This window comes from Eubacterium sp. CAG:156 (genome assembly GCF_000434315.1).
GTDB classification, from domain to species: domain Bacteria; phylum Bacillota; class Clostridia; order Lachnospirales; family Lachnospiraceae; genus Eubacterium_U; species Eubacterium_U album.
Map to the genome: position 1 here is coordinate 59,664 of NZ_FR878136.1, position 25,296 is coordinate 84,959.

The following is a 25,296-nucleotide window of genomic DNA, read 5'->3' on the forward strand; positions in this document are numbered from 1 at the left end:
CCGCCACTCTTGATATTTTTTAATTTTGTTCTAACGAACGCTGCGCCTTTACCTGGTTTTACATGCTGAAATTCGATAATCTGATAAATCTGTCCTTCAACTTCGATTGTAACACCATTTCTAAAATCGCCTGCTGCTATCATAATATTTCCTCCTAACAGTTCATTGTGTTTTACCACGCTATGTTTTATTTTATAATAATATTATTATTATTTCAACTATTTTTTGTCATCCGCCTACACTTCTGCCTACACTGCTTCTATTTTATTATTGTCTCTAAAATCTCACCACAGATTTCAACTCTGCTTTTTCCATCTGTTGCTATAGAAACCTGAGCTGCCTTTTGATATCTTTTTTCTCTGTCAGCAATCATTTTTTCTATATATTCTACTGTCATATGATTATTCAAAAGTGGTCTGTCTTTATTTTCGCATATGCGGTCATAAATAGTTTTCGGTTCTGCCGTGAGAAGTACTGTTCTTCCGCCTTCTTTCATTATTTCTATATTTTCATCTTTAAGAACAACTCCACCACCGCATGATACTATTTTTCCTGCATTAATTTGCATGTCTTCTAAAGCTTTTGTTTCAAGTTTTCTAAAATATTCTTCCCCATTTTTTTCAAATATATCACTTATAGACATATTTTCCTGTTCTTCTATGTATTTATCAATATCAATAACCGGCATTCCTGTAATATAGCCTAACGCATTTGATATTGTAGTTTTTCCCGTGCCCATAAAGCCAATCATAAATATATTTTTATCTTTGATATCATCACAATTAATATTTAATATATTTCTAACCTGCTCAATTGTCATTTGTCCCGGTGCTGATGCATTTACACCTGCCGCAAATGTTATTACTGAGCCTGTTGTCTTTCCACATACTCTTGTTACAGCACCTAATTCTCCCATTGACATTGTAACAATAGGTGCTATCATTTTTTCATTTGCCTCAATAGAACCATATACAAGTTCTTTAACATCCTCTTCGCAACTTGGCATTACTGCCATTTTACATATATCTGCTCCAAGTTCTTCCATTGTCATTAATGTTTCCACAATCTTTTCTCTTGATGGTGTTTCATTAAAATGATGATTTGAGCCAATTACTTTCGCTCCTGCCGTATGTATTTCTTCTATCATGTCTAAGGCAATTGAATCTTTAGAGTAGGCTTCTACATCTATTAATTCAGCCAGTCCTGTCTTAGCTACCTGAACATTCAAATCATAATAACTGTTGTTTGAGATAAATTTTTCTCCACCTTCGCCATCAGTTCTGAAAGTAAAGATTAATGGTATATCTTTAATTACCTCACGCAAATCTATCAACATATTTTCTACTTCATCGATATAAACGCTGTCAAAGAAATCACATCTCCATTCGATTATATCAGGATTCATCTCCACAACTTCTTTTGCCTGTTCTATCACTTCATCGTGATTTTCGCCTACTATCGGTACGCACACTTTGGGGTGACCGTCGCTAAGTTCAAGGTTTCCGACCTTAATTTGTTTCATTTTTCTTCTAATTCCTTTTTGGGAATTATTCCTCCTTTTACATTATTTGCCATATATTAAAAATTACGGCATTTGACATATATTATAACATATATGAGTTTTATATAAAAGAGTGAAAAATGTTTGAAGCAGTTTGAACCGGTTATAAATTAAACATTATATTAAAACGAAAGTTTATACTTGGAAATTATAATTTAAATGAAAATTTATACTATAATTTTATATTTAAATGAATATTTATACTGGAATTTTATATTTAAATGAATGTTTATACTTCAAAATTATAATTTAAATAAAATTTATATTAGGATATTATATCTAAATGTATGTTTATAGATAAAACATGTCATAGACAAAATCTTTACTAATGCTCATCTAATAAATATCCTGCATTTATCAAAACCTACTTCCATTTGCTTTCAAATTTATGTATCATAATATACGTTGCTGAATTAATTCAACATATGTCATGTAATAAACAAATATTAAAATTTTTGGCTTAATCACAATAAAGGTTATTAATAATTATGATAAAGGTTATTAATTTATTTAATTGTGATAAAAGTTGTTATTTTAATTGTGGCATAGATAATTTATTAATTATGGCGAGAATTATTAATCAATAAAAACAAACACATCCACTAATCACAACGGAGGTACTACAATGGAAAATATAAATATAACAGGTTCAACAAAACTTACAGGTCTTCTTGGCAGTCCTGTTGCACATAGCAAATCACCAGCCATGCACAATGAATCGTTTCGACTTTTAGGTTTAGATTATGTATATTTGTGCTTTGATGTAGATGAAAATAATATGGAATCAGCAGTTGAGGGGTTGCGAACATTAGGAGTTGCCGGTTTTAACTGTACAATGCCCGACAAAATTAAAATGTGGGAACTATGTGATGAATTATCACTTGCCGCTAATCTAATTGGCGCAGTTAACACTGTAGTCAATGTAGATGGAAAATTTGTAGGTCATAACACTGACGGAACTGGATATATGCAGTCTGTTAAAGATGCCGGATTTGATATAATCGGCGGGAAAATGACATTAATGGGTGCAGGTGGTGCCGCTTCTTCCATTCTTGTCCAGGCTGCAATTGATGGTGTAAAAGAAATCGACGTTTACAACAGACCAGGCGTAAATTTTGATAAAGCTCAAATCCTAATTGACAAATTAAACGAAGCTACTTCATCTAAAATTTCTTTATATGATTTAAACGATGAAACTTCCTTAAAAAAATCATTAGATTCAAGCACAATTTTAACTAACGGAACATCTCTTGGAATGGCTCCAAATAACGATTCCTGCATTATCAAAAACAGTTCATTTTTGCATCCTGAATTAATTGTTTCTGATATTGTTTACAATCCGCTAGAAACAAAACTTATGAAAATGAGCAAAGAAATAGGTTGCCCTGTATTCAACGGTTTATACATGCTTTTGTATCAGGGAGCAGAAGCCTTTAAACTTTGGACCGGAAAAGAAATGCCTATTGACAAGATTAAAGCAAAATATTTTTAGAATAACTAATAAAAATTTTTTAAGACATTTATTTTTATGTAAGCTTCTTGTGTTAGATAGTGTCGAATATTTTGTGTAAGTTTCTTGGTTTAAATAATACAGACTATTTTTCATAAGCCTCTTGGGTTAAAAATATATTGAGTTTACATTAGTCTATAATAACAACAAAGATTAAATGGAATGAAATACTATCTGGTTCTAATTATGTAAACTATATTACGGATTTTCTTCCTATTTTCCGTATAATCCGTAAATTTGTTCAAAAATAATTTTCTTTATAAAGTTAAATACGGATGATATTAAAAATATTAAATATCATCCGTATTTTTCATTCTTAATTTCAAAAAATCATCATATTTTCAATACTTTTTTACGGATTATTTTTCAATTCTAATTACAATCCGTAATAATGCTAAAGAAATTATTTTATTGAAGAAATATCTGTTATTTTTTACGTTTTTTTAATTATTCTTTATCATATATCCGTAATTCAATAATTTAAGATATTTTTCTTTAATTAATCATATAATGACAATTCCACCTTATATCATCTTGCCTGCTATAAACCTAAATTATAATTCTAAGCTATAATCCCGAGTTATAATTCTAAGCTATAATCCTAAGTTATTTGCTATTTCAAACTATAATCCTAAGCCATAATTCAACCATATCATTTCAACTGTTCCTTAATTATTTCCAACAACTTTAGACATTTTCTTTTTCCAACGCCATAAAATAAATTTTTCAGGAATTCTTTTTAAAACTATTTGAATTTCTTCTTTTTTATCGATTTTTTTAACCATCACACTCTGGATTCCGGTTCTGTTTGCGCCATACACATCTGTGAATATCTGGTCGCCTACAAATATTGTAGAATCTACATCTGTGTGCATTAATTCCATCGCTTTTTTATAGTTCCTAGTTGAAGGTTTATGTGCATCAAATATGTATTTTGACTTAACTGCATAAGCGAATGGCTCAACTCTTGGTTCCTGGTTATTTGAAATAAGACACGTATCAAGTCCTATTTTTCTTAATTTTTCGAAAAATTCAATACTCTTATCTGTAGCGGGATGTCCATGAGGAACTAATGTATTGTCAATATCAAATATCACTCCTCTTATCCCCTGTTTATAATACATGTCAAAATCTATATCTTCTACAGAATTTACATATTCATTTGGGTAAAATCTTTCAAGCATATTTTTCTCCTGCGTTCTATCTTTTATTTACGATGTTCTTACATCATCAAATGCTCTAATTTAAAATGTTCCTACATTGTGAGATGCTCTAATTTAAAATGTTCCTACATCATCAGATACACAATTTTAAAATATTTCTACATCATTAGATGCACTAATCAAAGTTATTCTTACATCATCAGATGTACTAATTTAAAAATTTCTTTAACTCATCCATAAATGTATTTACATCTTTAAACTCTCTATATACAGAAGCAAATCTTACATATGCAACCTGGTCTAATTCTTTAATTTTATCCATAACGATTTCACCAATCTCGTTACTTGAAATCTCTTTTTCTTCTTTATTAAATATCTCTGCCTCTATTTCTTCAACCGTAGATACTATCTGATCATAAGATACAGGTCTTTTATGACATGAACGTACAATTCCCCTCTCTATCTTACTTCTATCATACGGCTCTCTGTTATCATCTTTCTTTATAACGATAAGAGGTATTGTTTCTACTTTTTCATATGTAGTAAAACGTTTACCACATACCTCACACTGTCTTCGGCGTCTGATAGAATTATTCTCTTCTGCCGGTCTTGAATCAATTACCTTTGTATTTTCTTCTCCACAAAATGGGCACTTCATATTCTGCCTCCTAATACTTAATTCCAGTCATAAATTGATTATAAAAAGAATTAGTTATCTGGTCAAGACGTTTTGTACTTATGCTTTACATCATCTAAGTCTACACTAACCAAAATAATATCAGCCCCAATCTGCTTTACACATTTTACAGGAATTATATATTCAAAATCGCTACATATAAGATTACAGAATTTTGTAGGCCCGGGCACAATCAGTGCTTCTATACATCCTGTGCAAATATCAAATTCCAAGTCTTCTACCGAGCCTATCATTTTACAGTCACAACAATTAATTACTTCTTTCTGTTTTAACTCACATATTCTCATTTTTGCTCTGCAGTCTTTTTTTTATTTTATGAGAAAAATTTGTATTTTATGATTTTATCTTATATAGTGTTTTATTATTTTAACTGATATATTATTTTGTATTTCCATGTCATCTATTTTTTTATCATTATTATTACATATTTTGCTTTACATTTTTTATCCCATATAGCGTTTTATCACTCATTATCGCATATAATGCTTCATTGCCTTTATCGCATTTTTTTCAAGTCTGCTAACCTGTGCCTGAGAAATTCCTATTTCATCAGCTATTTCCATTTGTGTTTTTCCCTTAAAAAATCTTAAGTCTATTATTTCTTTTTCTCTTTCCGGTAGCCCTTTAATTGCTTCAGCAAGAGCTATTCTATCTACCCATTTTTCTTCTTTATTTTTTTTATCACTTATCTGGTCCATCACATACAAAGTATCTCCTCCCTGGTCATATACCGGGTCAAATAAAGATACCGGACTTTGTATTGCATCTAAGGCATATATAACTTCTTCAGATGTAGCTCCAATTTCTTTTGATATTTCACTTATGGTTGGTTCTTTATTGCTTGTCTTCATTATACGTTCTTTAGCATAAATAGCTTTATACGCTGTATCTTTTATCGACCTGCTTACTCTGATTGATGCATTGTCTCTTAAAAATCTCTTTAGTTCTCCTGCAATCATAGGCACTGCATAGGTTGAAAACTTTACATTTAATGTGTCATCAAAATTGTCAACTGCTTTTATAAGTCCAACACATCCAATCTGAAACAAATCATCCATATTTTCATTGCTTCCCGAAAATCTCTGAATAATACTTAGCACAAGTCTCAAATTCCCCTGAATGTACCTTTCCCTTGCTTCTTTGTTTCCTTTTTTTATCTCTTTAAAAAGTTCAGTTTTTTCTTCATTTGTCAGTAACGGTAATTGTGTCGTGTTTACTCCACTTATTTCCACTTTAAAAAGAGCCATATTTCCCTCCAAATCATTCAATTACTTCTTATCAGCAAACAAATATTTGTCAATTTGTATTACATTTAAATGATTAACAAAAACACGGCTCTTTATACATTATTCATATTTTACAATTTCTTTTTTTAGTCGATTCATTATCTTTTTTTCTAATCTTGATATGTAAGATTGTGATATTCCAAGAAAATCTGCAACTTCCTTCTGTGTCATCTCCTCCCCTTCTTTATTATTTAGTCCAAATCTCATTTCCACTATTGCTTTTTCACGTTTATTTAATTTTTCAATAGCTTTTTTTAACAGACTTTTCTCCACTTCATTTTCAAGTCCTCTTGAAATAACGTCCTCATCTGTTCCAAGAATGTCCGAAAGCAAAAGTTCATTACCATCCCAGTCAACATTTAAAGGCTCATCTATAGATACTTCAAGTTTTGTTTTATTGTTTCTTCTCAAATACATTAGTATTTCATTTTCAATACAACGTGATGCATATGTAGCAAGTTTTATGTTTTTATCTGTCTTAAACGTATTTATTCCTTTAATAAGACCAATTGTTCCTATTGATATCAAATCTTCTACGCCTACCCCTGTATTATCAAATTTTTTTGCTATGTATACAACCAGTCTCAAATTATGTTCTATCAACATTCTTCTTGCTGATTCATCGTTTTCATTTATTAATTTTTCTAACTGTTTTGCCTCTTCTTCACCTTCAAGTGGAGCCGGAAGCACATCCGGTCCTCCGATATAATGTACTTCATTGCACTCATCTGAAAGTATCCATCTGGTAAGCACAGGAATCACATTTAAATTTTTAAGCAATTTTTCTCTCCTCTCTTTAATTTTTAATTGTGGACATGCACTGCAATTTCGCAATCGCCTATTTAATTTGTTTCAAAATTGCGAGTACATATTGCAATTTTCGCAATCGCCTATTTGTTTTTGATTTGTTTCACTATTATGTAGAATAAATTCAGAATTTAAAAGCATCTGATATTTTTTATCGTTATTAAACATTCCTTTATAAATTCCTAATACCGGATTTGAAATTTTCAAATTAATGTCTCTATTTTTAATTTCCATATAATCAACAGTAATTCCCGTCAATATTCCATTTTGACTTCCAACTGATTTGAATGGAATAAGAAAACATTTCTCATTTCCGGTTAAAATTTGTTTTATTACATTGTATTGCAAAACAGATACCGGTCTGCCTTTGTACGGTTCTCTTAAACTATTTCCTGTATCTTCTAAAGCGACTGTTTCTATCTTTGAATCGCCATTTACAATTCGTACATTATACAGATTTTTGCGGATCTTGAGTTTGTTTAGCATTTGATAAACTGCCACCTTCATTAGCAGACATCCAATTACTATTCCAAACATCAGCATTAGTACATTTAATTTTTTGTGTTCCTGTGTTTTTGCCTGTGCCACTGTTTTCCCCCAAAAACTATAGCTGCTAAGCATTGATACCACCCCATTCAACACAAAAGTAACACAATATACAACAGTCAGCATTTTTATTCCAGATAACTTTCTGTTATTAAACGCAATTCCGGTCATTATACATGGGACAATCAGCCATGTAAATAATATTTGCAGCACTCCGTATTTTACTTTAAGCACTAATATTATTACACTGTAAGTTGCTCCAAATAAAGCTGCGATAACACATCTGATTGCTGTTCGTACCTCTATTTTTCCTTTAAAGTTAAGTATCTGTTTTGCAACAACTAAAATAATAAAATCCATTAGAAAGTTTATTGCAAAATACACGTCTACATATATTACATGCATCCTTCACCTCCAAATGGTAAAGTCATTATATACTTAAAGCCCCGAAAAATTTGTCGAACTCTCGTGTAATAAAAAAATACATTTACAAAAAATGTAAATGTATTTTTCTTAAAACGTAAAATCTGCTTTCCTGACATCTTTAATAAATAAAAGTAAATTTTATTTATTATTTTTTATCATATCTACGAAATATTTATGTATTTTATCACTCTCATCTAATTCAGGATGAAATGACATTGCTAACATATTATTGTATTTTACGGCTACAATTTTTTCATTTACCACAGCCATAATTTCTGTGCCACATTTAACTGCTTCCACATATGGAGCCCTGATAAATGTCATTGGGACCTTTCCTATCCCCTTCATTTCTTCTTCCGTATAAAAGCTGCCTAATTGTCTTCCATAAGCATTTCTCTTTATTTTTACAGGCAACAGTCCTAAATGAACTTTATCATCATTTGCTATTTCTTCAGCTAAAAGTATCATTCCTGCACATGTTGCAAGTGCCGAAAGTCCGTTTTTTATTTTATTTTTTATTTCGTCTTCCATTCCAAGTTCTTTGATTAATTTACCCTGAACTGTACTCTCTCCCCCTGGAAGTATAATGCCATCAAATTCTTTATCCAAATCTTCTTTTTTACGAAGTTCAATGCATTCTACCCCTAATTTTTCAAGCATTTTTTCATGTTCTATATATGCACCCTGCACTGCAAGTACTGCAACTTTCATTGTATGCCTCCTTACATTTTAGTATCAGATATAACCTAAAGCTTAATATTTTAAGATTAGATTATTCTCCTCTTTTTGCCATTAAAAGTTCAATTTCCTGCTCGTTAATTCCAACCATGGCTTCACCTAAATCTTCTGATAATTCAGCAAGCATTTTATAATCATTGTAGTTTGTTACAGCCTTTACTATAGCCTGAGCACGTTTCTTAGGATTTCCTGATTTAAATATACCTGATCCTACAAATACACCTTCTGCTCCTAACTGCATCATTAAAGCTGCATCTGCAGGAGTTGCAACTCCACCTGCTGCAAAGTTAACAACCGGAAGTCTGTGATTTTCATGAACATATAATACTAAATCATATGGAACTCTTAATTCTTTTGCTACTTCGTATAATTCGTCTTCTCTCATTGATCCGATTCTGGCGATTTCCTGATTCATCATTCTCATATGACGCACTGCCTGAACAACATCACCTGTTCCAGGTTCTCCTTTTGTTCTAATCATTGAAGCTCCTTCATTGATTCTTCTTAAAGCTTCTCCTAAATCCTTTGCACCGCATACGAATGGAACATTAAATTTTGTCTTATCAATATGGAATACATCATCTGCCGGTGATAACACTTCACTTTCATCTATGTAATCGATTTCAATTGCTTCTAAAATCTGAGCTTCAGCAAAATGACCGATTCTGCACTTTGCCATGACAGGAATTGAAACTGCTTCCTGAATTTCTTTAATCATTGCAGGGTCACTCATTCTTGCCACACCGCCTGCTGCTCTAATATCTGCCGGAATTCTTTCAAGTGCCATTACCGCACATGCTCCTGCTTCTTCTGCTATCTTTGCCTGTTCCGGTGTTGTAACATCCATAATTACTCCACCCTTTAACATCTGTGCCAATTCCTTATTAAGTTCATATCTTTTATTTGCCATTTTTGCTCTCCTTATAATACCTTTATTTGTATTTATTTTTAGGATTACAAACGCGTCTGTAAATTCAACCTATTCTCTTTCATATTTAGGCTTCTAATTTGATATATCTTTTTTACTTTTACATAATACAAAAAAACTGATACTGTCTAAATATCCATTTTAGCATTTTTAGACAATACCAGTTTTTTTATATTTATTCATTTGTATTAATTATGCTTATTATCATGACTTATATTTTAATCCCATCCTACACTTTCTTCCTGAACTATATATTTTTTTGGAATATGCACATTTACCTCATAACTTGACAAATAGTAATTTTCCACATCAGTATTGTATCCAACATTACTATTGTCAAATCTATTCGTAAAACTACCTAAAAATACATCTTTAGACAACACTAAATACAGTTTATTTTTCTGTTTGCTTTCTATATGCATCTTATGATCCTTTATATATACGTTGAATTCCATATTTTCATATATATCCTTAATATAATCGCTATGTATTTCCGGTGCATGCCTTACTATTCAGTCTCAATGTCAGTTGCCGGATCCCTACCATCAATCAATACATTTCCTTCATCGGGACTGAGTTTTCCTGCTATAAGCTTCATCAATGTTGTTTTTCCTTCACCATTTCTTCCAACTATTCCAACTATTTGTCCCGGTGCTATGCTAACATTTAAACAATTGAATATCTTTTTACTTTTATATCCATATCCAAATTTCAGATTTTCTATTTTAATCTCATTACTCATTACTGCCCTATCTCCTTATATTTTTCTTCTATCAGCTCAATCACTTCCTGTTTAGACATCGATAATCTGTTTCCCCAGCAAACCAGGTCGTCTACTATCTTAGTCATCTCTTCTTTTCGTTTTCTGTCTTCAACAAGTTTTTTAGCATTAACTGCAATGGTCATTGCCTGACCTCTTTTTTTAATTAAAATTCCTCTGTTAACAAGAAGATTTATTCCCTTTGCAGCGGTTGCCGGATTAACATGCAATTCCTTTGCCAAAACCAATTGTGAATAACATGATTCTCCTTCTTCAAGTTTACCTGATAAAATATCGTCTTCTATAGCTTCTGCAATTTGAACATAAATAGGGACCATACTATTTTCATTAATATCCATTATGTTTCTCCTACTACATTACTCATATAATGTAGTATAGTTGTAGTGTAGTTATTTGTCAAGTTGAACACAAAAAGAGACAGACCTATATCAAAATACGAGTCTGTCTCTTTTATATATTTTAATCTAATTTATTTGTTCTGTAAGAAATCAGGAATCTTTAATTCTCTTGGTTCTACTGTTGGCTGTGGTTTTATCGGCTGGCTTGATGTAAATGGCTTAATTGTTGATGCACCTGATATTCCACCAAAAGGTCTTGTTGTCTTTCCTGTTGTAAATGGATTAGCTGTGATTGCACTACCCTGATCAATTCCTGTAGCCATAACAGTAATTGAACATTCGTCAGGATATGTATCATCATAACGAACACCAAAGATGATATTAGCATCTTCACCTGCTAATTCCTGAACATAACTTGCTGCTTCATTAGCTTCAAAGAGTGATACATCACCTGTAATATTAACGATAACGTGCTTAGCACCTTCAATTGTTGTTTCAAGTAATGGAGATGTTACAGCCATCTGAACTGCTTCGTTAGCTTTTTCATCACCACTTGCTGAACCGATACCGATATGTGCAATACCTGCATCTCTCATAACTGTCTGTACATCAGCAAAGTCAAGGTTAATTAATGCAGGTACATTAATTAAGTCTGTAATACCCTGTACTGACTGCTGTAATACTTCATCAGCTTTCTTTAATGCTTCAGGCATTGTTGTTCTTCTATCAACGATTTCAAGTAATTTATCATTAGGAATAACAATTAAAGTATCAACATTTTCCTTTAATCTTTCTACCCCTGCTAATGCATTGTTCATTCTTGTCTTAGCTTCAAATCTAAAAGGCTTTGTAACAACACCTACTGTAAGTACGCCCTGTTCCTTAGCGATTCTTGCAACAACAGGTGCAGCTCCTGTACCTGTTCCACCGCCCATACCACAAGTAACAAACACCATGTCTGCTCCCTTGATTAACTGAGCTAATTCTTCAACATTCTCTTCTGCTGCTGCTTCACCAACTTCAGGCTTAGCTCCTGCACCAAGTCCCTTAGTTACCTTTTCACCAATCTGTAATGTTGTTGGTGCTTTACATCTCTTTAATGCCTGTGCATCTGTATTTACACCAATAAATTCTACTCCACCTATATTTTCATCTATCATACGGTTAACAGCATTATTACCTGCGCCACCAACGCCTATAACGATAATCTTTGCAACTGCTTCTGTTTCATTTGTTGTGATTTCTATCAAGAGCTTGTCCTCCTTCGTTTCATTTCATTCATTATTCTCGATACTCTAACTCAATTAGTATACAACAATGTAGACAAAAAATCTACTTCATTGCATATATTATATATAATATATTCGTTTGAAAAAAATATCAACAAATTTTTTTACAAAATAATAATATTTTTAAATTTTTACTGTTCAACTGCTGTAGTTTCTTCATTTGTTGCTTCATTACTTACCGGATTACTATTATTTTGTGTTTCATCCTGATTTGTATTATCCACACTCTCACTTTCACTCTGGGATGATGTCTTAGTTTCATTTTCCTTTAAAGTATATCCGCTTCCATCTGTACTCAAAGACTTCATGTTAAGAGTGCCTTTATATTTAAGAAGTCCTCCATCAATCATATCACTCAAATCTATCATTTTTTCATTTAAGTCTCTGCCTTTTCCAAATTCAATTTTTACTTTCTTTATGTAAATAGAAGCCTGTCCATCTTCTGTAATTTCAATTTTCTTTACATTAAAGTTATATTTCTGAATTGCCTGGGAAACAGTCAGTAGCAAATCATATACATCTTCATCTTTAACTTCAAATTTTTCATACAATTTAGGATTATTAATTTCGATTCCAACAACATTTGGAATACCTTTTATTTTCTCGGTAGCTAATTTTTCTATAACACCGTCTCTGTCAAAATAAATATATATGCCATCTTTTTCCACATAACCAATTAGACTTTTTTCATATACCGATAATTGAATTTTTGATGGTGACTTCATTTTGACATCATATTTATCTAAAAACGGAATTTCCACTTTTCCTATTCCGGTTTTTGCTTTTAACCAGAATACAAATGTATTTTTATTTTTTCCATCTTTAAATATGTAATCCGTCAATTCCTGCTGTGTGTATATTTCATTTCCTTTCATTTCTACGGAATTTAATTTAAAGCCAAAATATATAATGCAAAATACCGCTGCCACAACTGCAGAAATACTTAAAACAACTTTAAGCACCTTCCTTAAAGTTCTTGTTGCTTTTCTAAATCGCATTTTACGTATTCTTTTTTTACTTTCTTTTTGAATACGTCTTTCTTCTTTCTCCTCGTTCTTTCTTGCTCTTTCCTGTGCTTTTTTCTGAAGAATTCTCTCTTTTTCTTCTGCCTTTTTAGTCTGAAGTTTTTTCTTTCTCTGTTCCTGACGTCTTAACTCTTCCTGACGTCTTTCATTTCTTTCTTTATTTTCTCTTTCGTGTCTTCGTTTTTGTTCGATTCTTTCCGCCTGCTGATGATTTTTTATCTGCGTCTGATGTCGGTGTTGACGCTGTTTTTTCATCTGCGCACGTTTTCTATCCATTTTTCTGCTCATAAAACTGCATCAACTCCTTTTCTTATTGTATTCTCTTAATCTGTTTTGAGACAGCTAATACAAGTGACATTTCATATAACAGGAACAATATTGATGTTCCTCCATAACTTATAAATGGAAGAGATACACCTGTGTTTGGGATTGAATTTGTTACAACCGCTATGTTAAGCACTACCTGAACTGATATTTGTGCCATAACACCAACAACCAGTAATGATGAAAATAAATCCGGTGCATTTCCTGCTATAATTCTCATTCTTCTTATTATAAATGCAAATAAAACAATAATTGCAACTGCTCCAAACAATCCTAATTCTTCGCATACAATTGAAAAAATCATATCATTTGCACTTTCAGGAACAAAACCAAGTTTCTGTGCACTCTGTCCTAATCCTTTACCAAATAATCCTCCTGAACCTATGGCATACAATCCCTGAAGCACCTGAAATCCACCATCAGCCGCATTATCTTCCGGATTTAGCCATACCGAAATACGATTCAATCTAAATCCATCACCATGTAATGTTAAATATGCTCCCATTGGAATTGCTGCTAATGCTACAAGAAATATCGCCTGTTTAACAAATTTCTTTGGCACACCTACTACTAAAATCATAATAGCCGGTATTGTTGCAATTATAATGGCTGAACTTAAGTTAGATGTTAATACCATGATTGAAAGTGTCGCTACAATTGTATAACTATATACGCGCCATATGTTTCTGTAATCCTTTAACGCCTTTTGTGAACATTTTGACAACAGACTTGCAGTAAGCACTATAACCGTAAATTTTACAAATTCTGCCGGCTGGAAAGAAAATATTCCATATCCTAACCATCTTTTTGCACCATTTCTTTCGATTCCAAGAGGTGTTGCCACAACCATTACAACACAAACAATAGAAACTATGTACATTGGCATTGCCATTCTATTCATAAGTGTTATAAAAAACTTTGAATTTTTTATAACAAACCAACCTACAACCCCTCCTGCAATAGTAAATATAATTTCTCTTTTTACATAATAACTTGCATCGCCTTTAGCTAACTGAGCCGAATAGGAACTTGCACTATAAAGTAATACAAATCCAAGGCAAATCAAAAAAATTAAAACGCATAAAAGGCTATAGTCAAAATAATTTGCAGATTTCTTTTCTTTTTTAGTTTTAACAATTTCATCTTCTGAAACTGAATTGTACTCTGTTTTCATATTTACTCCTTTCTAAGCGTTTTAATTTATATTATCATTTTATAATGCTACATATCCTAAAAGGCATAATACTGCTGTTATAACTGTAAATGCTGCAACTATCTGTGTTTCCATATATCCACATTTTTCAAAATGATGATGTATTGGTGTCATTTTGAAAATTCTTCTTCCCTGACCATATATTTTCTTTGTTATTTTGAAATATGTAACCTGCATCATAACTGTTACTATTTCCATGAGATAAATAAATGCAACTATCAAAATAAATAATGGCATTTTCATCATATATGCTGTTGCAGCAACAAATCCGCCAAGTGCTAAGGAACCTGTGTCTCCCATAAATACTCTTGCAGGATATACATTGAATAATAAGAATCCCATTAATGCACCTGCTAAAGCTGCTGTAACTGGTGCTATTCCACTATTTGTTCCTATTGAAACCACCATGAAAAATACTGCTATCATTAATGTAACACTTGTGGCCAATCCATCTAAACCATCTGTAAAATTAGCTCCATTTACAGTTCCTAATACAACGAAGAACAGCATTGGTATAAACAACCATCCCATGTCAACTGTCTGACCATGTGTAAATGGAATTATAATTTCTGTTCCCATTCCTGAATATTTTACCATATAAAATGCGAATATTGCTGTGATAACAATTTCACACAACATTTTCTGTATCTGATTTAAGCCTTCATTTCTCTTCATAACTACTTTAATGAAGTCATCTAAAAATCCTACAATTCCAAATCCTATTGTTACAAATAATATTGGAACAATCTTTGGATAATCTTTTATAAAGAACAAAGATGTTACGATTAAACTAAATAAAATAATCATTCCACCCATTGTAGGTGTTCCTGCTTTGCTTTTATGACTCTCCGGCCCTTCTTCTCTAATATACTGTCCAAATTTTACTTTTTTTAATATTGGAATTACTATAGGGCATAAAATTATGCTAATAACAAATGACATAATTATTCCAAAAATAATATTTGTATCCATTTTTTCTCCTCTTTCTGTTTTTTATAATTATAATCACTTCTTTACAAATAGAAAAGCGATTTAATTTACGTGCATTAAATATATATCACATTTTTAATAAGTATGCATTATATTTTATTTAACAACATACGGTAAAATATTCTCATATAGTTGTTTCATTAACGGTCCAACTACTGTTCCTCCATAATATACTCCTTGCGGTTCATCAACAATTATCATCGCAATAACCTGTGGATCATTAGCAGGTGCAAATGCCATAAAAGATGCTATATATTTTCTGGCACTTCTTGGAAGTTTCTGCGATGTGGCGGTCTTTCCACCTATTCTATATCCTTCAACCTGTGCTTTATTTCCCGTTCCTTCAGCAACCACTTTTTCCAAAATATATTTCATTTTTTCTGAAACATCTTTGCTTATTACATTTTTCTTTTCATTATATTTTAATTTTTTAACTGTTTCATTGTTTTCATTTCGAATTTCAACACCAAAATGTGGAGTTACCAAATTACCTCCATTTACTATGGCACTTGCCGCAGTCAAAAACTGTACAGGTGTAATCTGAAACGACTGACCAAATGACATTGTTGCTAATTCAACATTCCCTACATTTTTCTGTTTATGAATAATTGTTCCTGCTTCGCCAGGCAAATCAATTCCGGTTGTTTTTAAAAGTCCAAGCTTATCCATATAATTATAAAACTTTTTTACTCCAACTCTTAATCCAACATTTACAAATACCGGATTGCACGAATTCATGGTTCCATGTACAAAATCCTGACTTCCATGCCCAGTAGTCTTATGGCATCTTATCCTTCTGTCATCTACAACTACAAATCCCGGACAATTAAATGTCGAATCCAAACTTACAAGATTTTCTGACAAAGCCGCGGTTGCCGTAACAATTTTAAACGTAGAACCCGGCTCATATGTGTCATTTATGCATTGATTTCTCCACATATTATTAAGTAAATCCTGTTTTGATTTTCCGGAAGTATCATTTGAAAATTCTTCTGTAAGAGAATATGGATTGTTCAAATCAAATTCCGGTGCATTTACCATGGCCATTATTTCTCCGTTTTTAGGATTCATAACTATCACCGAAACATAATTTGCCTGCTTTGCTCCTAATGCATTGTAAGCTATTTGTTCACAATATTTTTGAATATTTATATCTATTCCTGTAACCAGATTATAGCCGGGTACAGGTTCAACTCTTTCTTCTAATGCTGTATCTAACTCTATTCCCCTTGAGTCAGTAGGCGTTAGAATGAGTCCGTCCTTGCCCTGAAGATATTTGTCATATTTAACCTCAAGTCCTACAATGCCCTGATTATCCGCTCCGGTAAATCCTAACACTTTTGATGCCATCGAAGAATAAGGATAATACCTTTTGTAATCTTCGTCAACCTTTACGCCGTCAAAATCATAGCTTCGTATTTTATCTCCTATTTCTTTATCCACATTGGACTTTATTTTTTCTCTTACACTTACTTTTTCTACTTTTTTTCTTACTTCTTTTTCTTCTAAATCCAGTTCTTCACATAACATCTTAATTACTGCGTCCGTATCTCTAATCTGTCTGTGAATTACCGAAACCGTACATACAGTTTTGTTAGACGCAATAACATTATTATTTCTGTCTAATATTTTTCCTCTGGCAGCTTTAATTCTACGTTCTCTTTCCTGCACATCCAAAGCTTTCTGAGAATAATATTCACCCTTAACTACCATTATATATACAAGTTTTCCAAATACCCCTAACATCATTATGTATATTATGCAGACATATATAAGCATCATTTTACGTTGCTTGGTTCTTACTTTACCCAGTTTCATAAATAACCATTTTTTTAATGATTACTACTAATATATTCTGTCATTTTAAACATATTCTGTATAAATAATTATTCTTCACCTGTATAATCATTTTGATTTTCTGTCTGTGTTTCTACAGGCATATCCTCCTGTGTTATTCCCTGAGAATAATTATCCTTTATATCACTCTTTTTTGTATTTGTTATATCCTTATCTTTTCCTGCATCTTCAGTCTGAGAAACACCCATATATGGAAGTACCTGTTTCATAATATATGTCCAAAATTCTGTACTAAACGCTGTAGACTGTGTATCCTCTTTTGGAGAATCCATGATTGTATAGCATACTACCTCAGGATTTTCCACAGGTGCACATCCTAAAAATGAAACGATATATTCTCCTGGAATTCTTCCTGTCTTTCCATCTGTATAATGCTTTTCTGCTGTACCTGTTTTACCACCAATTGTATATCCCGGAATAGCTGCTGTTTTACCTGTTCCGTCTGTAACTACAGCTCTTAACGCTTCTTTTATAAAATCAGAAGTTTTATCAGTTACTGTTTCCTTTACTAAAGTCTTTGAATAATTATCAATTAATTCTCCATCCTCTGAAACAACTTCTTTTACTACATGTGGTTCGTAATAATTTCCGCCATTTACTAAAGAAGAAAATCCTGCAACCATTTGAATCATGTTTACATTGATATTCTGTCCAAATGAATTAGTAGCTAAACTTGATGCCCCCATATTACTATCATATACAAGTCCTCTTGTTTCACTTGGTAAATCTATACCTGTTTTCGCACCAAATCCAAATCTTCTCTGATATTCAACTAATTTTTTTGCTCCTAAATCAAATCCGATTCTCATAAGAGCATCATTACATGAATATGCCAATGCCTGTTTTGTTGTGATTGTTCCATGTCCTGAAACATCATGACATCTAATAGTAAATCCACCTACAACTTCATATCCATCACAAAAATATGTGCTGTTTCTTGTAGTTTTTCCTTCTTCATATGCCGCAGCAATAGTAAACGGTTTAATTGTTGAACCCGGTTCAAATGAATCACTTACACAAAAGTTTTTCCATCTTGAATTAAGCGCATCAGAAATTTCTTTTTCTGAAAGATTTTCCTGTTCCTGTTCTGTGTATTTAAATGATAAATCCCATGGTTCATTTAAATTAAACGTTGTATTATCAGCCATAGCAAGTATTTCACCTGTATTAGGGTCTGCTATTACTGCTGCAAGTCTCTTTGGCTGATATTTTTTCATATATTTCTTTATTGCTTTTTGAACAATTCTTTGTATATTCATGTCTATAGTCGATACAACTGTATCTCCATTAGTAGGATCCTTAATTACAGTCTCCATACTGTTATCTGAATTTACATATCCATATTCTCGTCCGTTAAGCCCTGAAAGTACATCATTATAACTTGATTCAATTCCAATATTCGCACTTCCATCTTTATTAACAAATCCTAAAGTGCTGCATGCTAATGAATTATACGGATACATTCTCTTATATTCTTCTTCAAACCATACACCCTTTACATAGGATATTTCCTTTGCTTCTTCTTTTGATGGGTCTTCCTTATTAATATAATCCTTATACCCTTCTATATCTTTGTATTCTAACTGCTTTAATACTACCCAGTAACTGTTATCTTTTCTTTCTTTTATGCCTTTTGTAAGTTCATCTTTATTCAAGTCAAAATATCTTGTCAAAACATTTACTGTTGGTTCAAGATATTTTTTGTTGCTAAGAATTACCTTTGAATCAATCACAAGATTGTATACTTTAACGCTTGTTGCTAACACATTTCCATTTCTATCTAAAATGTCTCCTCTTTTATAAGGAAGTGTCTTGCTTGTATAACCTTGCTGTGCCAATACCTTAATTGAATATTCATCTCCTTTTGCCTTTGTCAAATATCCAATTCTTATACATAACGCAAATAAAGCTAGGATGATTAATACAAATACAATCGCTAGCTTTTTCTGCATTCCTTTATTAAATTCTGCTCTCTTATATGACCGTCTTGCCGGTCTTCTTCTATTTTCTACCATAATCTTTTATTCTTTCGGAATATCTCCATACTGCACGGTATAACCGCTATCGCTTGATTTGTAGAAAACTATCTGCTCATCTGTAGCCTGAGTCATACCCATTTCCTGTGTTGCCTTTTTATAAATGTTGTTTGTATCCATACAACTGTTTATAGAATAATTTAATGAGTCATTTTGTGAAGCTACTGTGCTAATGTCTGTTTTTAATTTTGAAATTTCACTTCTTGTTTGAGAAATTTCTGACTGTACATATAAATATCCAAAGCACATTGCAAGACATACCGCAAATACTCCTGTAAGGAAAAATACATATGAACCATTCATATGTAATGCTCTTTCCCTTTCTCTTATTTGTCTTTCTGACTCATATACTCTTTTTCCATCTTTATATACTCGTCTTGTTCTCTCTGGAACTATTTCTTCTTTTCTAACTGTATTTCCGTCTATATATGCATTACTACGATATCCGTACTCCCTTTTTCCCTGTTTCATTGCTATCGCCTTTCAAATATTCTTAGTTTTGAGCTTTTTGCTCTCTTATTCACCTCAATCTCCTCTTCAGAAGGGATTATAGGCTTCCTTGTAATAACCTTTCCTTTTGATACTTTTCCGCAAACGCACACCGGAAAATTAGGTGGGCATGTACAAGGATTTTCATTTTCCTTAAATTTAACTTTTACTATTCTGTCTTCTAATGAGTGGAACGTTATTATACAAATTCTTCCACCCGGTTTTAAATGATCAATCATTGTATCTAGCGACTGACTCAACACTTCTAATTCTCTGTTTACTTCAATTCTTATTGCCTGAAATGTCTTCTTTGCAGGATGTCCACCTTTACTCTGTACTTTCATAGGTATCGCACCCTTTATAATGTCACTTAATTCTTTTGTTGTTTCGATTTTCTTTTCTTCTCTCGCTTTTACGATATGCTTTGCAATATTCTTTGCAAATTTGTCTTCACCATAATCTCTGATTATTCTGTTAAGTTCCATCTCGCTGTATTCATTAACAACACTGCTTGCTGTTCTGCTTTGTCTTGTGTCCATTCTCATATCAAGTGGAGCATCTGATTTGTAAGAAAATCCTCTTTCCAAATTATCAATTTGATATGAAGAAACGCCTAAATCCAATACGATTCCATCAACTTTTTCTACATTCAAATCCTTAAGTATTGTGTCTATCTCACAATAGTTGCTTCTTACTAATGATGTCTTGTCTTCAAATTCACTTAATCTTTTTCTTGCTGCTTCTAAGGCTTCTCCATCCTGATCAATTCCTATGAATCTACCTTTATTCGACAGACGCTTGCATACTTCATATGCATGTCCGCCTCCGCCTAATGTTCCATCTACATATATTCCGTCCGGTTTTATATCTAAGCCATCAATGGTTTCTTCTAAAAGTACTGACACATGTTTGAAATCCATATGACCCCTCTTTTCTAATTGTTTTATATTCTATATTCCAAGTTCTGACATGTGCTCTGCAATTTCATCCATGTCATCATATTCTGTATTTTCTGCCCATTTATCTGGATTCCAGATTTCTATTCTTTTTCCTGCGCCTACCCATACTATATCTTTTTCAAGTGAGGCATATGCCCTTAATTCTGCAGGTATTAAAACTCTTCCCTGTTTATCAGTCTCAAGGGTTGCTGCCCCCGCGAGGAAAAATCTAACAAATTTACGGACATTTTTGTCTGTTAATGATAGTGACCCAATTTTTTCAGCTAATATATTCCATTCACTTTCTGTAAACCCGAATATACACTGGTCTAATCCTTTGGTAATTACAAACTTCTCCCCAAGTTCTTCTCTAAACTTGGCAGGGACAATTGCTCTACCTTTTGTATCAACTTTTTGATTGTATTGTCCCATTAACATTGAAATCACCTACTTTTTATGGTTTTTTGCTAATTTTCAACCACTTTTAACCACTTTTCTCCACTTTGTGCCACTCATAAGGCTATTTTAGTACAAATATGGGCTTTCTGCAATACTTTTTTTGCTGTATTTGCCATACATTTCTTACAAATTAGTTTTCTTATACAAACTATGAGAAACACGCTTTGCGAGTTTCTCAAGTTATCGCGGCAGTCGCCAAGGTCTCACGCAAGCATGGACTTTGGCTCGTTGCTCGTGTAAATAAAAAGCTTCGCCTAAAATAAGACGAAGCTTTTTAAAATAATTACTATTCACTTTTATATTTCAATTTCCGATGTGTCATCAACATCCTTTTTTAATTTATTTCTCATATAAATAGCAAATGCTATTCCTACTATTACAAGTATTAAAGATAATACCTGCGAAACAGGCCATCCTGTAACCGGCATTATAAGTTGGTCAGAGCGTAGTCCCTCAATAAAGAATCTTCCTGTTCCATACCCGATTATATACCACAAAAATACCTCTCCATTATATTTCTTCTTATCTCTAAATATAAGTAATATAATTAATAGTACCAGATTCCAACATGATTCATATAAAAATGTAGGATGAACCTGAATGTATCCTATCTGTTCCAATGTTTTGCCAAACATTTTCTCCATTCCTTCTCTTACGGAATCCGGAACCTGAGTTATACTATAATGACTGTCAAAATATATTTTCATTGCGAATGGATTTTTACCTGATGCAACTCCTCCGAACGCTTCTCTGTTAAAGAAATTACCCCATCTTCCAAGTATCTGTCCAAGTATTAATCCTAACACTGCCGTGTCCATTACTCTTGGCATTGACATTTTTTTAATTCTCGTATATACAAAACACGTAATTATTGCTGCAATTATTCCACCATATATTGCAAGTCCTCCACCTCTTATATTTAATATCTGTCCCGGATTTTTCTTATAATAATCCCAACTGAATATTACATAATAAAGTCTTGCTCCAATAACGCTAAATATAATTGCATATATTGCGAAATCAATATAGTCATTTGGATCCTGTCCTGTTCTCTTTGCTTCTGCACACGTAACAATTATTCCTAATATCATACCTGTTGCTATTATCATTCCATAATAAGCAATATCAACTCCAAATATCGAAATACTTTTTCCAACATTATTAAGTTTTATTCCCAAATTGGCAAATTCAATGCTGGTTGCTAAAATACTATTCATATAACTTTCCTTCTTATTCTTTTTATCTTCTTATTGCTATTTTCCTATTAATTAATATCATTTTCTTAATTTTTAATCTAGGCTTTTTTGTCTTCTCCGATTATATCTTTGACAATATTTAATGTCAATGTTTACCGCTCTTTTGCCTTCTTTGTTTTAACTGCATTTATTCTTATTTTCAAATTTATAAAAGTATGCTAAACTATGATGTGGTAATACCAAAGAAACGGAGGATTTCATATGAAGTTAGGTATTGTAGGCTTACCAAATGTAGGCAAAAGTACTTTATTTAATTCATTAACAAAGGCCGGTGCAGAATCAGCAAATTATCCTTTCTGTACTATCGACCCTAACGTTGGTGTTGTTGCAGTCCCTGATGAGAGACTTAACAAGTTAGCTGCTTTATACAACTCAGCTAAAGTAACACCTGCAGTTATTGAATTTGTTGACATAGCAGGATTAGTAAAGGGTGCTTCTAAAGGTGAAGGTCTTGGAAACCAGTTCCTTGCCAATATCCGTGAGGTTGACGCAATCGTACATGTTGTAAGATGTTTTGAGGACACAAATGTTATCCATGTAGACGGAAACATTAATCCTTTAAGAGATATTGAAACTATTAATCTTGAATTAATCTTATCTGATGCAGAAATTTTGGAACGTCGTATCGCTAAGACGACAAGAGGTGCAAGAAATGATAAGACTTTAGCTAAAGAACTTGATTTCTTACAGAGATTAAAAGCTTATCTTGAAGCAGGAAATCTTGCAATCGGATTTGATACTGATGATGAAGATGAACAGGCATGGATTAAAGAATATAATCTTTTAACATACAAACCTGTTATCTTTGCTGCAAATGTTTCTGAAGATGATTTAGCTGATGACGGTGCTTCTAACGAACACGTTGCTGCTGTAAGAAAGTTTGCTGCTGAGAACAATTGCGAAGTTTTTGTAATCAGTGCTGAAATCGAACAGGAAATTTCTGAATTAGATGATGACGAAAAGCAAATGTTCCTTGAAGACTTAGGATTAAAGGAATCAGGTCTTGATAAACTAATCAAAGCAAGTTATTCTCTTCTTGGTCTCATCAGTTATTTAACATCAGGTGAAGATGAAACAAGAGCATGGACAATCAAGAAAGGTACAAAAGCTCCACAGGCTGCCGGCAAAATTCACACTGATTTTGAACGTGGATTTATCAAAGCCGAAGTTGTAAATTATCAGGATTTGCTTGACTGTGGTTCTTATTCAAAAGCAAAAGAAAAAGGTCTTGTAGGCCTTGAAGGAAAAGACTATATTGTAAAAGATGGAGATGTAATTCTTTTCAGATTTAATGTATAGCATTATCAATAAGACCATTTGTTTATCAGATGGTCTTATTTTTATATATAGAAATTCAATCTTTACATTTACCTTTCAATTTGGGATGAATGTAAAACTTAACGAAAGAACGCTCGCGCTGCTTGCCGCTCGTAGCAGTTCTAAATATTCAGCACATATTCTAACTTTGAAAACTGCGTTTTCAGCCAGAATATGCACTGAATATTTGAACCGACGGCGACAAATGCTCTTTCTTTTAAGTTTTACATTCATCCCAAATAAAAACAAATTAATTATGCAATACATATTATCAGGAGATTATTATATGAAAGAAATTAAATTAGATGTTCACACACATACATTAGCCAGTGGGCACGCTTATGGTACAATCAACGAAATGATTAAAGAAGCATCCAATCGTAACTTGGATATTTTAGGCATAACAGAACACGGTCCCGGAATTCCTGGTGCATGCAATCCATTCTACTTTTTCAACATAAAAGTAGTTCCACATATGCAATATGGAGTTAAACTCATGCTTGGTGCTGAAATTAATATACTTGACTACAAAGGAACCTTAGATTTAAAGCCTGAACATATTAAACATTTAGATTTAAGAATAGCGGGAATTCATTTTCAATGTTACAAACCGGGAAGCATCGACGAAAATACTACTGCAATAATCAACGCAATAAAAAATGCTGACATCGACATAATCAGTCATCCTGATGACGGACATTGCCCTTTAGATTACGAAGCTGTAGTAAAAGCAGCTAAAGAATACCATACCTTATTAGAGCTTAACAACAACGCCCTACGTAGTTCTTCCCGTTTAAATGTAGCACAAAATCAGGAAACTCTAATGAAATTGTCAATGAAATATGATGTACCTATGATATGCGGTAGCGACGCTCACTACATGAATGACATTGCAAACTATACTTGCATCGAACCAATTATTAAAAAAGTAAACTTTCCTGATAAACTCATAATCAATTATGACTCAAAGAAATTTGAAGAATATATAAATGAAAATGCCAAAAACAGATTATACCATTAATTTAAAAATTATAATGCAAATGATGTCAAGGTCACAATATGAGCAAAGAGTGGGATAATTCCCACGATATGCGAATATTGGGTAGGATTGTGAAAGTGCATAGCACGGAATAATCCATAGGCATCAATGTTTGGTGCTTTTGCCCCCCAACATCATATAAATTGATATAACAAAATTTATAATGACTATAAAACTAATAAACTAAATTTGCGATGGCTATAAAACTTAAAAGAAAGAGCATTTGTCGCCGTCGGTTCAAATATTCAGTGCATATTCTGGCTGAAAACGCAGTTTTCAAAGT

At 32.5% G+C, this 25,296-nt stretch carries 25 protein-coding genes and 1 pseudogene; 3 read left to right on the plus strand and 23 right to left on the minus strand.

What is annotated here, in order from left to right; genetic code table 11:
- Positions 1 to 143, minus strand: a pseudogene (locus tag ABMA45_RS01915) (elongation factor P); the annotation flags it as partial.
- 116 nt (positions 144 to 259) lie between these two features.
- Positions 260 to 1,522: a type I 3-dehydroquinate dehydratase gene (gene aroD, locus ABMA45_RS01920; RefSeq protein ID WP_022088194.1), complete on the minus strand. Its 1,263-nt coding sequence runs from the start codon at positions 1,520 to 1,522 to the stop codon at positions 260 to 262.
- Between the two features lie 664 nt (positions 1,523 to 2,186).
- On the opposite strand from aroD, the gene ABMA45_RS01925 reads away from it, so the two are divergent.
- Positions 2,187 to 3,053, plus strand: coding sequence for a shikimate dehydrogenase (locus tag ABMA45_RS01925; protein WP_022088195.1), 867 nt, complete (start codon positions 2,187 to 2,189; stop codon positions 3,051 to 3,053).
- Between the two features lie 686 nt (positions 3,054 to 3,739).
- Here ABMA45_RS01925 and ABMA45_RS01930 read toward each other — a convergent pair.
- The 21 genes from ABMA45_RS01930 to lgt form a co-directional block, all read right to left on the minus strand.
- Positions 3,740 to 4,255: a YqeG family HAD IIIA-type phosphatase gene (locus tag ABMA45_RS01930; RefSeq protein ID WP_022088196.1), complete on the minus strand. Its 516-nt coding sequence runs from the start codon at positions 4,253 to 4,255 to the stop codon at positions 3,740 to 3,742.
- A gap of 187 nt (positions 4,256 to 4,442) precedes the next feature.
- Positions 4,443 to 4,892, minus strand: coding sequence for a transcriptional regulator NrdR (gene nrdR / locus ABMA45_RS01935; protein WP_022088197.1), 450 nt, complete (start codon positions 4,890 to 4,892; stop codon positions 4,443 to 4,445).
- A 62-nt stretch (positions 4,893 to 4,954) separates the two neighbouring features.
- Complete coding sequence (locus ABMA45_RS01940; protein WP_022088198.1) at positions 4,955 to 5,218, minus strand: PRC-barrel domain-containing protein; 264 nt, start codon at positions 5,216 to 5,218, stop codon at positions 4,955 to 4,957.
- Positions 5,219 to 5,401: 183 nt separating this feature from the next.
- The gene (gene sigG / locus ABMA45_RS01945) at positions 5,402 to 6,178 is read right to left on the minus strand and encodes an RNA polymerase sporulation sigma factor SigG (protein WP_022088199.1); all 777 of its coding nucleotides are present in this window, start codon (positions 6,176 to 6,178) and stop codon (positions 5,402 to 5,404) included.
- Between the two features lie 99 nt (positions 6,179 to 6,277).
- Positions 6,278 to 6,979, minus strand: a complete 702-nt coding sequence (gene sigE, locus ABMA45_RS01950; RefSeq protein ID WP_348029897.1) for an RNA polymerase sporulation sigma factor SigE — start codon at positions 6,977 to 6,979, stop codon at positions 6,278 to 6,280.
- 90 nt (positions 6,980 to 7,069) lie between these two features.
- Entirely contained in the window at positions 7,070 to 7,975 is a 906-nt protein-coding gene (locus ABMA45_RS01955; protein WP_022088201.1) for a sigma-E processing peptidase SpoIIGA, read from the minus strand.
- Between the two features lie 159 nt (positions 7,976 to 8,134).
- Positions 8,135 to 8,707 carry a pyridoxal 5'-phosphate synthase glutaminase subunit PdxT gene (gene pdxT / locus ABMA45_RS01960; protein ID WP_022088202.1) on the minus strand — a complete coding sequence of 191 codons (573 nt, stop codon included), beginning with the start codon at positions 8,705 to 8,707 and terminating at the stop codon, positions 8,135 to 8,137.
- Positions 8,708 to 8,768: 61 nt separating this feature from the next.
- The gene (pdxS, locus tag ABMA45_RS01965; RefSeq protein ID WP_022088203.1) at positions 8,769 to 9,644 is read right to left on the minus strand and encodes a pyridoxal 5'-phosphate synthase lyase subunit PdxS; all 876 of its coding nucleotides are present in this window, start codon (positions 9,642 to 9,644) and stop codon (positions 8,769 to 8,771) included.
- Positions 9,645 to 9,880: 236 nt separating this feature from the next.
- Positions 9,881 to 10,117 carry a hypothetical protein gene (locus ABMA45_RS01970; RefSeq protein ID WP_348029896.1) on the minus strand — a complete coding sequence of 79 codons (237 nt, stop codon included), beginning with the start codon at positions 10,115 to 10,117 and terminating at the stop codon, positions 9,881 to 9,883.
- Positions 10,118 to 10,170: 53 nt separating this feature from the next.
- A complete protein-coding gene (locus tag ABMA45_RS01975; RefSeq protein WP_022088205.1) occupies positions 10,171 to 10,404 on the minus strand; it encodes an ATP-binding cassette domain-containing protein in 234 nt (77 codons plus the stop codon).
- Complete coding sequence (locus tag ABMA45_RS01980; RefSeq protein ID WP_022088206.1) at positions 10,404 to 10,781, minus strand: GntR family transcriptional regulator; 378 nt, start codon at positions 10,779 to 10,781, stop codon at positions 10,404 to 10,406. Before ABMA45_RS01980 ends, ABMA45_RS01975 begins: the two co-directional genes overlap by 1 nt.
- A gap of 131 nt (positions 10,782 to 10,912) precedes the next feature.
- Positions 10,913 to 12,031, minus strand: a complete 1,119-nt coding sequence (ftsZ, locus tag ABMA45_RS01985; protein WP_022088207.1) for a cell division protein FtsZ — start codon at positions 12,029 to 12,031, stop codon at positions 10,913 to 10,915.
- Between the two features lie 170 nt (positions 12,032 to 12,201).
- Positions 12,202 to 13,383 (minus strand): cell division protein FtsQ/DivIB, encoded by a 1,182-nt coding sequence (locus ABMA45_RS01990; RefSeq protein WP_022088208.1) that lies wholly within the window; start codon positions 13,381 to 13,383, stop codon positions 12,202 to 12,204.
- Between the two features lie 22 nt (positions 13,384 to 13,405).
- Positions 13,406 to 14,593 carry an FtsW/RodA/SpoVE family cell cycle protein gene (locus tag ABMA45_RS01995; RefSeq protein ID WP_022088209.1) on the minus strand — a complete coding sequence of 396 codons (1,188 nt, stop codon included), beginning with the start codon at positions 14,591 to 14,593 and terminating at the stop codon, positions 13,406 to 13,408.
- Between the two features lie 39 nt (positions 14,594 to 14,632).
- Positions 14,633 to 15,604 (minus strand): phospho-N-acetylmuramoyl-pentapeptide-transferase, encoded by a 972-nt coding sequence (gene mraY / locus ABMA45_RS02000; protein WP_022088210.1) that lies wholly within the window; start codon positions 15,602 to 15,604, stop codon positions 14,633 to 14,635.
- A gap of 114 nt (positions 15,605 to 15,718) precedes the next feature.
- Positions 15,719 to 17,440, minus strand: coding sequence for a peptidoglycan D,D-transpeptidase FtsI family protein (locus ABMA45_RS02005; RefSeq protein WP_022088211.1), 1,722 nt, complete (start codon positions 17,438 to 17,440; stop codon positions 15,719 to 15,721).
- A gap of 68 nt (positions 17,441 to 17,508) precedes the next feature.
- The gene (locus tag ABMA45_RS02010) at positions 17,509 to 19,494 is read right to left on the minus strand and encodes a peptidoglycan D,D-transpeptidase FtsI family protein (RefSeq protein WP_022088212.1); all 1,986 of its coding nucleotides are present in this window, start codon (positions 19,492 to 19,494) and stop codon (positions 17,509 to 17,511) included.
- 6 nt (positions 19,495 to 19,500) lie between these two features.
- Positions 19,501 to 19,986 (minus strand): cell division protein FtsL, encoded by a 486-nt coding sequence (locus ABMA45_RS02015; protein WP_022088213.1) that lies wholly within the window; start codon positions 19,984 to 19,986, stop codon positions 19,501 to 19,503.
- A 2-nt stretch (positions 19,987 to 19,988) separates the two neighbouring features.
- A complete protein-coding gene (gene rsmH, locus ABMA45_RS02020) occupies positions 19,989 to 20,924 on the minus strand; it encodes a 16S rRNA (cytosine(1402)-N(4))-methyltransferase RsmH (RefSeq protein ID WP_022088214.1) in 936 nt (311 codons plus the stop codon).
- A gap of 30 nt (positions 20,925 to 20,954) precedes the next feature.
- On the minus strand, positions 20,955 to 21,380 hold the full coding sequence (gene mraZ, locus ABMA45_RS02025) for a division/cell wall cluster transcriptional repressor MraZ (protein ID WP_022088215.1): 426 nt from the start codon (positions 21,378 to 21,380) through the stop codon (positions 20,955 to 20,957).
- Positions 21,381 to 21,697: 317 nt separating this feature from the next.
- Positions 21,698 to 22,618, minus strand: coding sequence for a prolipoprotein diacylglyceryl transferase (gene lgt, locus ABMA45_RS02030; protein WP_022088216.1), 921 nt, complete (start codon positions 22,616 to 22,618; stop codon positions 21,698 to 21,700).
- 240 nt (positions 22,619 to 22,858) lie between these two features.
- Between lgt and ychF the strand changes: the two genes are divergently transcribed.
- Positions 22,859 to 23,956 (plus strand): redox-regulated ATPase YchF, encoded by a 1,098-nt coding sequence (gene ychF, locus ABMA45_RS02035; protein ID WP_022088217.1) that lies wholly within the window; start codon positions 22,859 to 22,861, stop codon positions 23,954 to 23,956.
- 304 nt (positions 23,957 to 24,260) lie between these two features.
- Positions 24,261 to 24,995, plus strand: coding sequence for a phosphatase (locus ABMA45_RS02040; RefSeq protein WP_022088218.1), 735 nt, complete (start codon positions 24,261 to 24,263; stop codon positions 24,993 to 24,995).
- The last annotated feature ends 301 nt before the right edge of the window (positions 24,996 to 25,296 follow it).

Excerpts from the sequence above, each read along its gene's own strand:
- aroD (WP_022088194.1), bottom strand. The coding sequence starts at position 1,522 with ATGAAACAAATTAAGGTCGGAAACCTTGAACTTAGCGACGGTCACCCC.
- ABMA45_RS01925 (WP_022088195.1), top strand. The coding sequence starts at position 2,187 with ATGGAAAATATAAATATAACAGGTTCAACAAAACTTACAGGTCTTCTT.
- ABMA45_RS01930 (WP_022088196.1), bottom strand. The coding sequence starts at position 4,255 with ATGCTTGAAAGATTTTACCCAAATGAATATGTAAATTCTGTAGAAGAT.
- nrdR (WP_022088197.1), bottom strand. The coding sequence starts at position 4,892 with ATGAAGTGCCCATTTTGTGGAGAAGAAAATACAAAGGTAATTGATTCA.
- ABMA45_RS01940 (WP_022088198.1), bottom strand. The coding sequence starts at position 5,218 with ATGAGAATATGTGAGTTAAAACAGAAAGAAGTAATTAATTGTTGTGAC.
- sigG (WP_022088199.1), bottom strand. The coding sequence starts at position 6,178 with ATGGCTCTTTTTAAAGTGGAAATAAGTGGAGTAAACACGACACAATTA.
- ABMA45_RS01955 (WP_022088201.1), bottom strand. The coding sequence starts at position 7,975 with ATGCATGTAATATATGTAGACGTGTATTTTGCAATAAACTTTCTAATG.
- pdxT (WP_022088202.1), bottom strand. The coding sequence starts at position 8,707 with ATGAAAGTTGCAGTACTTGCAGTGCAGGGTGCATATATAGAACATGAA.
- pdxS (WP_022088203.1), bottom strand. The coding sequence starts at position 9,644 with ATGGCAAATAAAAGATATGAACTTAATAAGGAATTGGCACAGATGTTA.
- ABMA45_RS01970 (WP_348029896.1), bottom strand. The coding sequence starts at position 10,117 with ATGGAATTCAACGTATATATAAAGGATCATAAGATGCATATAGAAAGC.
- ABMA45_RS01975 (WP_022088205.1), bottom strand. The coding sequence starts at position 10,404 with ATGAGTAATGAGATTAAAATAGAAAATCTGAAATTTGGATATGGATAT.
- ABMA45_RS01980 (WP_022088206.1), bottom strand. The coding sequence starts at position 10,781 with ATGGATATTAATGAAAATAGTATGGTCCCTATTTATGTTCAAATTGCA.
- ABMA45_RS01990 (WP_022088208.1), bottom strand. The coding sequence starts at position 13,383 with ATGAGCAGAAAAATGGATAGAAAACGTGCGCAGATGAAAAAACAGCGT.
- ABMA45_RS01995 (WP_022088209.1), bottom strand. The coding sequence starts at position 14,593 with ATGAAAACAGAGTACAATTCAGTTTCAGAAGATGAAATTGTTAAAACT.
- mraY (WP_022088210.1), bottom strand. The coding sequence starts at position 15,604 with ATGGATACAAATATTATTTTTGGAATAATTATGTCATTTGTTATTAGC.
- ABMA45_RS02005 (WP_022088211.1), bottom strand. The coding sequence starts at position 17,440 with ATGAAACTGGGTAAAGTAAGAACCAAGCAACGTAAAATGATGCTTATA.
- ABMA45_RS02010 (WP_022088212.1), bottom strand. The coding sequence starts at position 19,494 with ATGGTAGAAAATAGAAGAAGACCGGCAAGACGGTCATATAAGAGAGCA.
- ABMA45_RS02015 (WP_022088213.1), bottom strand. The coding sequence starts at position 19,986 with ATGAAACAGGGAAAAAGGGAGTACGGATATCGTAGTAATGCATATATA.
- rsmH (WP_022088214.1), bottom strand. The coding sequence starts at position 20,924 with ATGGATTTCAAACATGTGTCAGTACTTTTAGAAGAAACCATTGATGGC.
- mraZ (WP_022088215.1), bottom strand. The coding sequence starts at position 21,380 with ATGTTAATGGGACAATACAATCAAAAAGTTGATACAAAAGGTAGAGCA.
- lgt (WP_022088216.1), bottom strand. The coding sequence starts at position 22,618 with ATGAATAGTATTTTAGCAACCAGCATTGAATTTGCCAATTTGGGAATA.
- ychF (WP_022088217.1), top strand. The coding sequence starts at position 22,859 with ATGAAGTTAGGTATTGTAGGCTTACCAAATGTAGGCAAAAGTACTTTA.
- ABMA45_RS02040 (WP_022088218.1), top strand. The coding sequence starts at position 24,261 with ATGAAAGAAATTAAATTAGATGTTCACACACATACATTAGCCAGTGGG.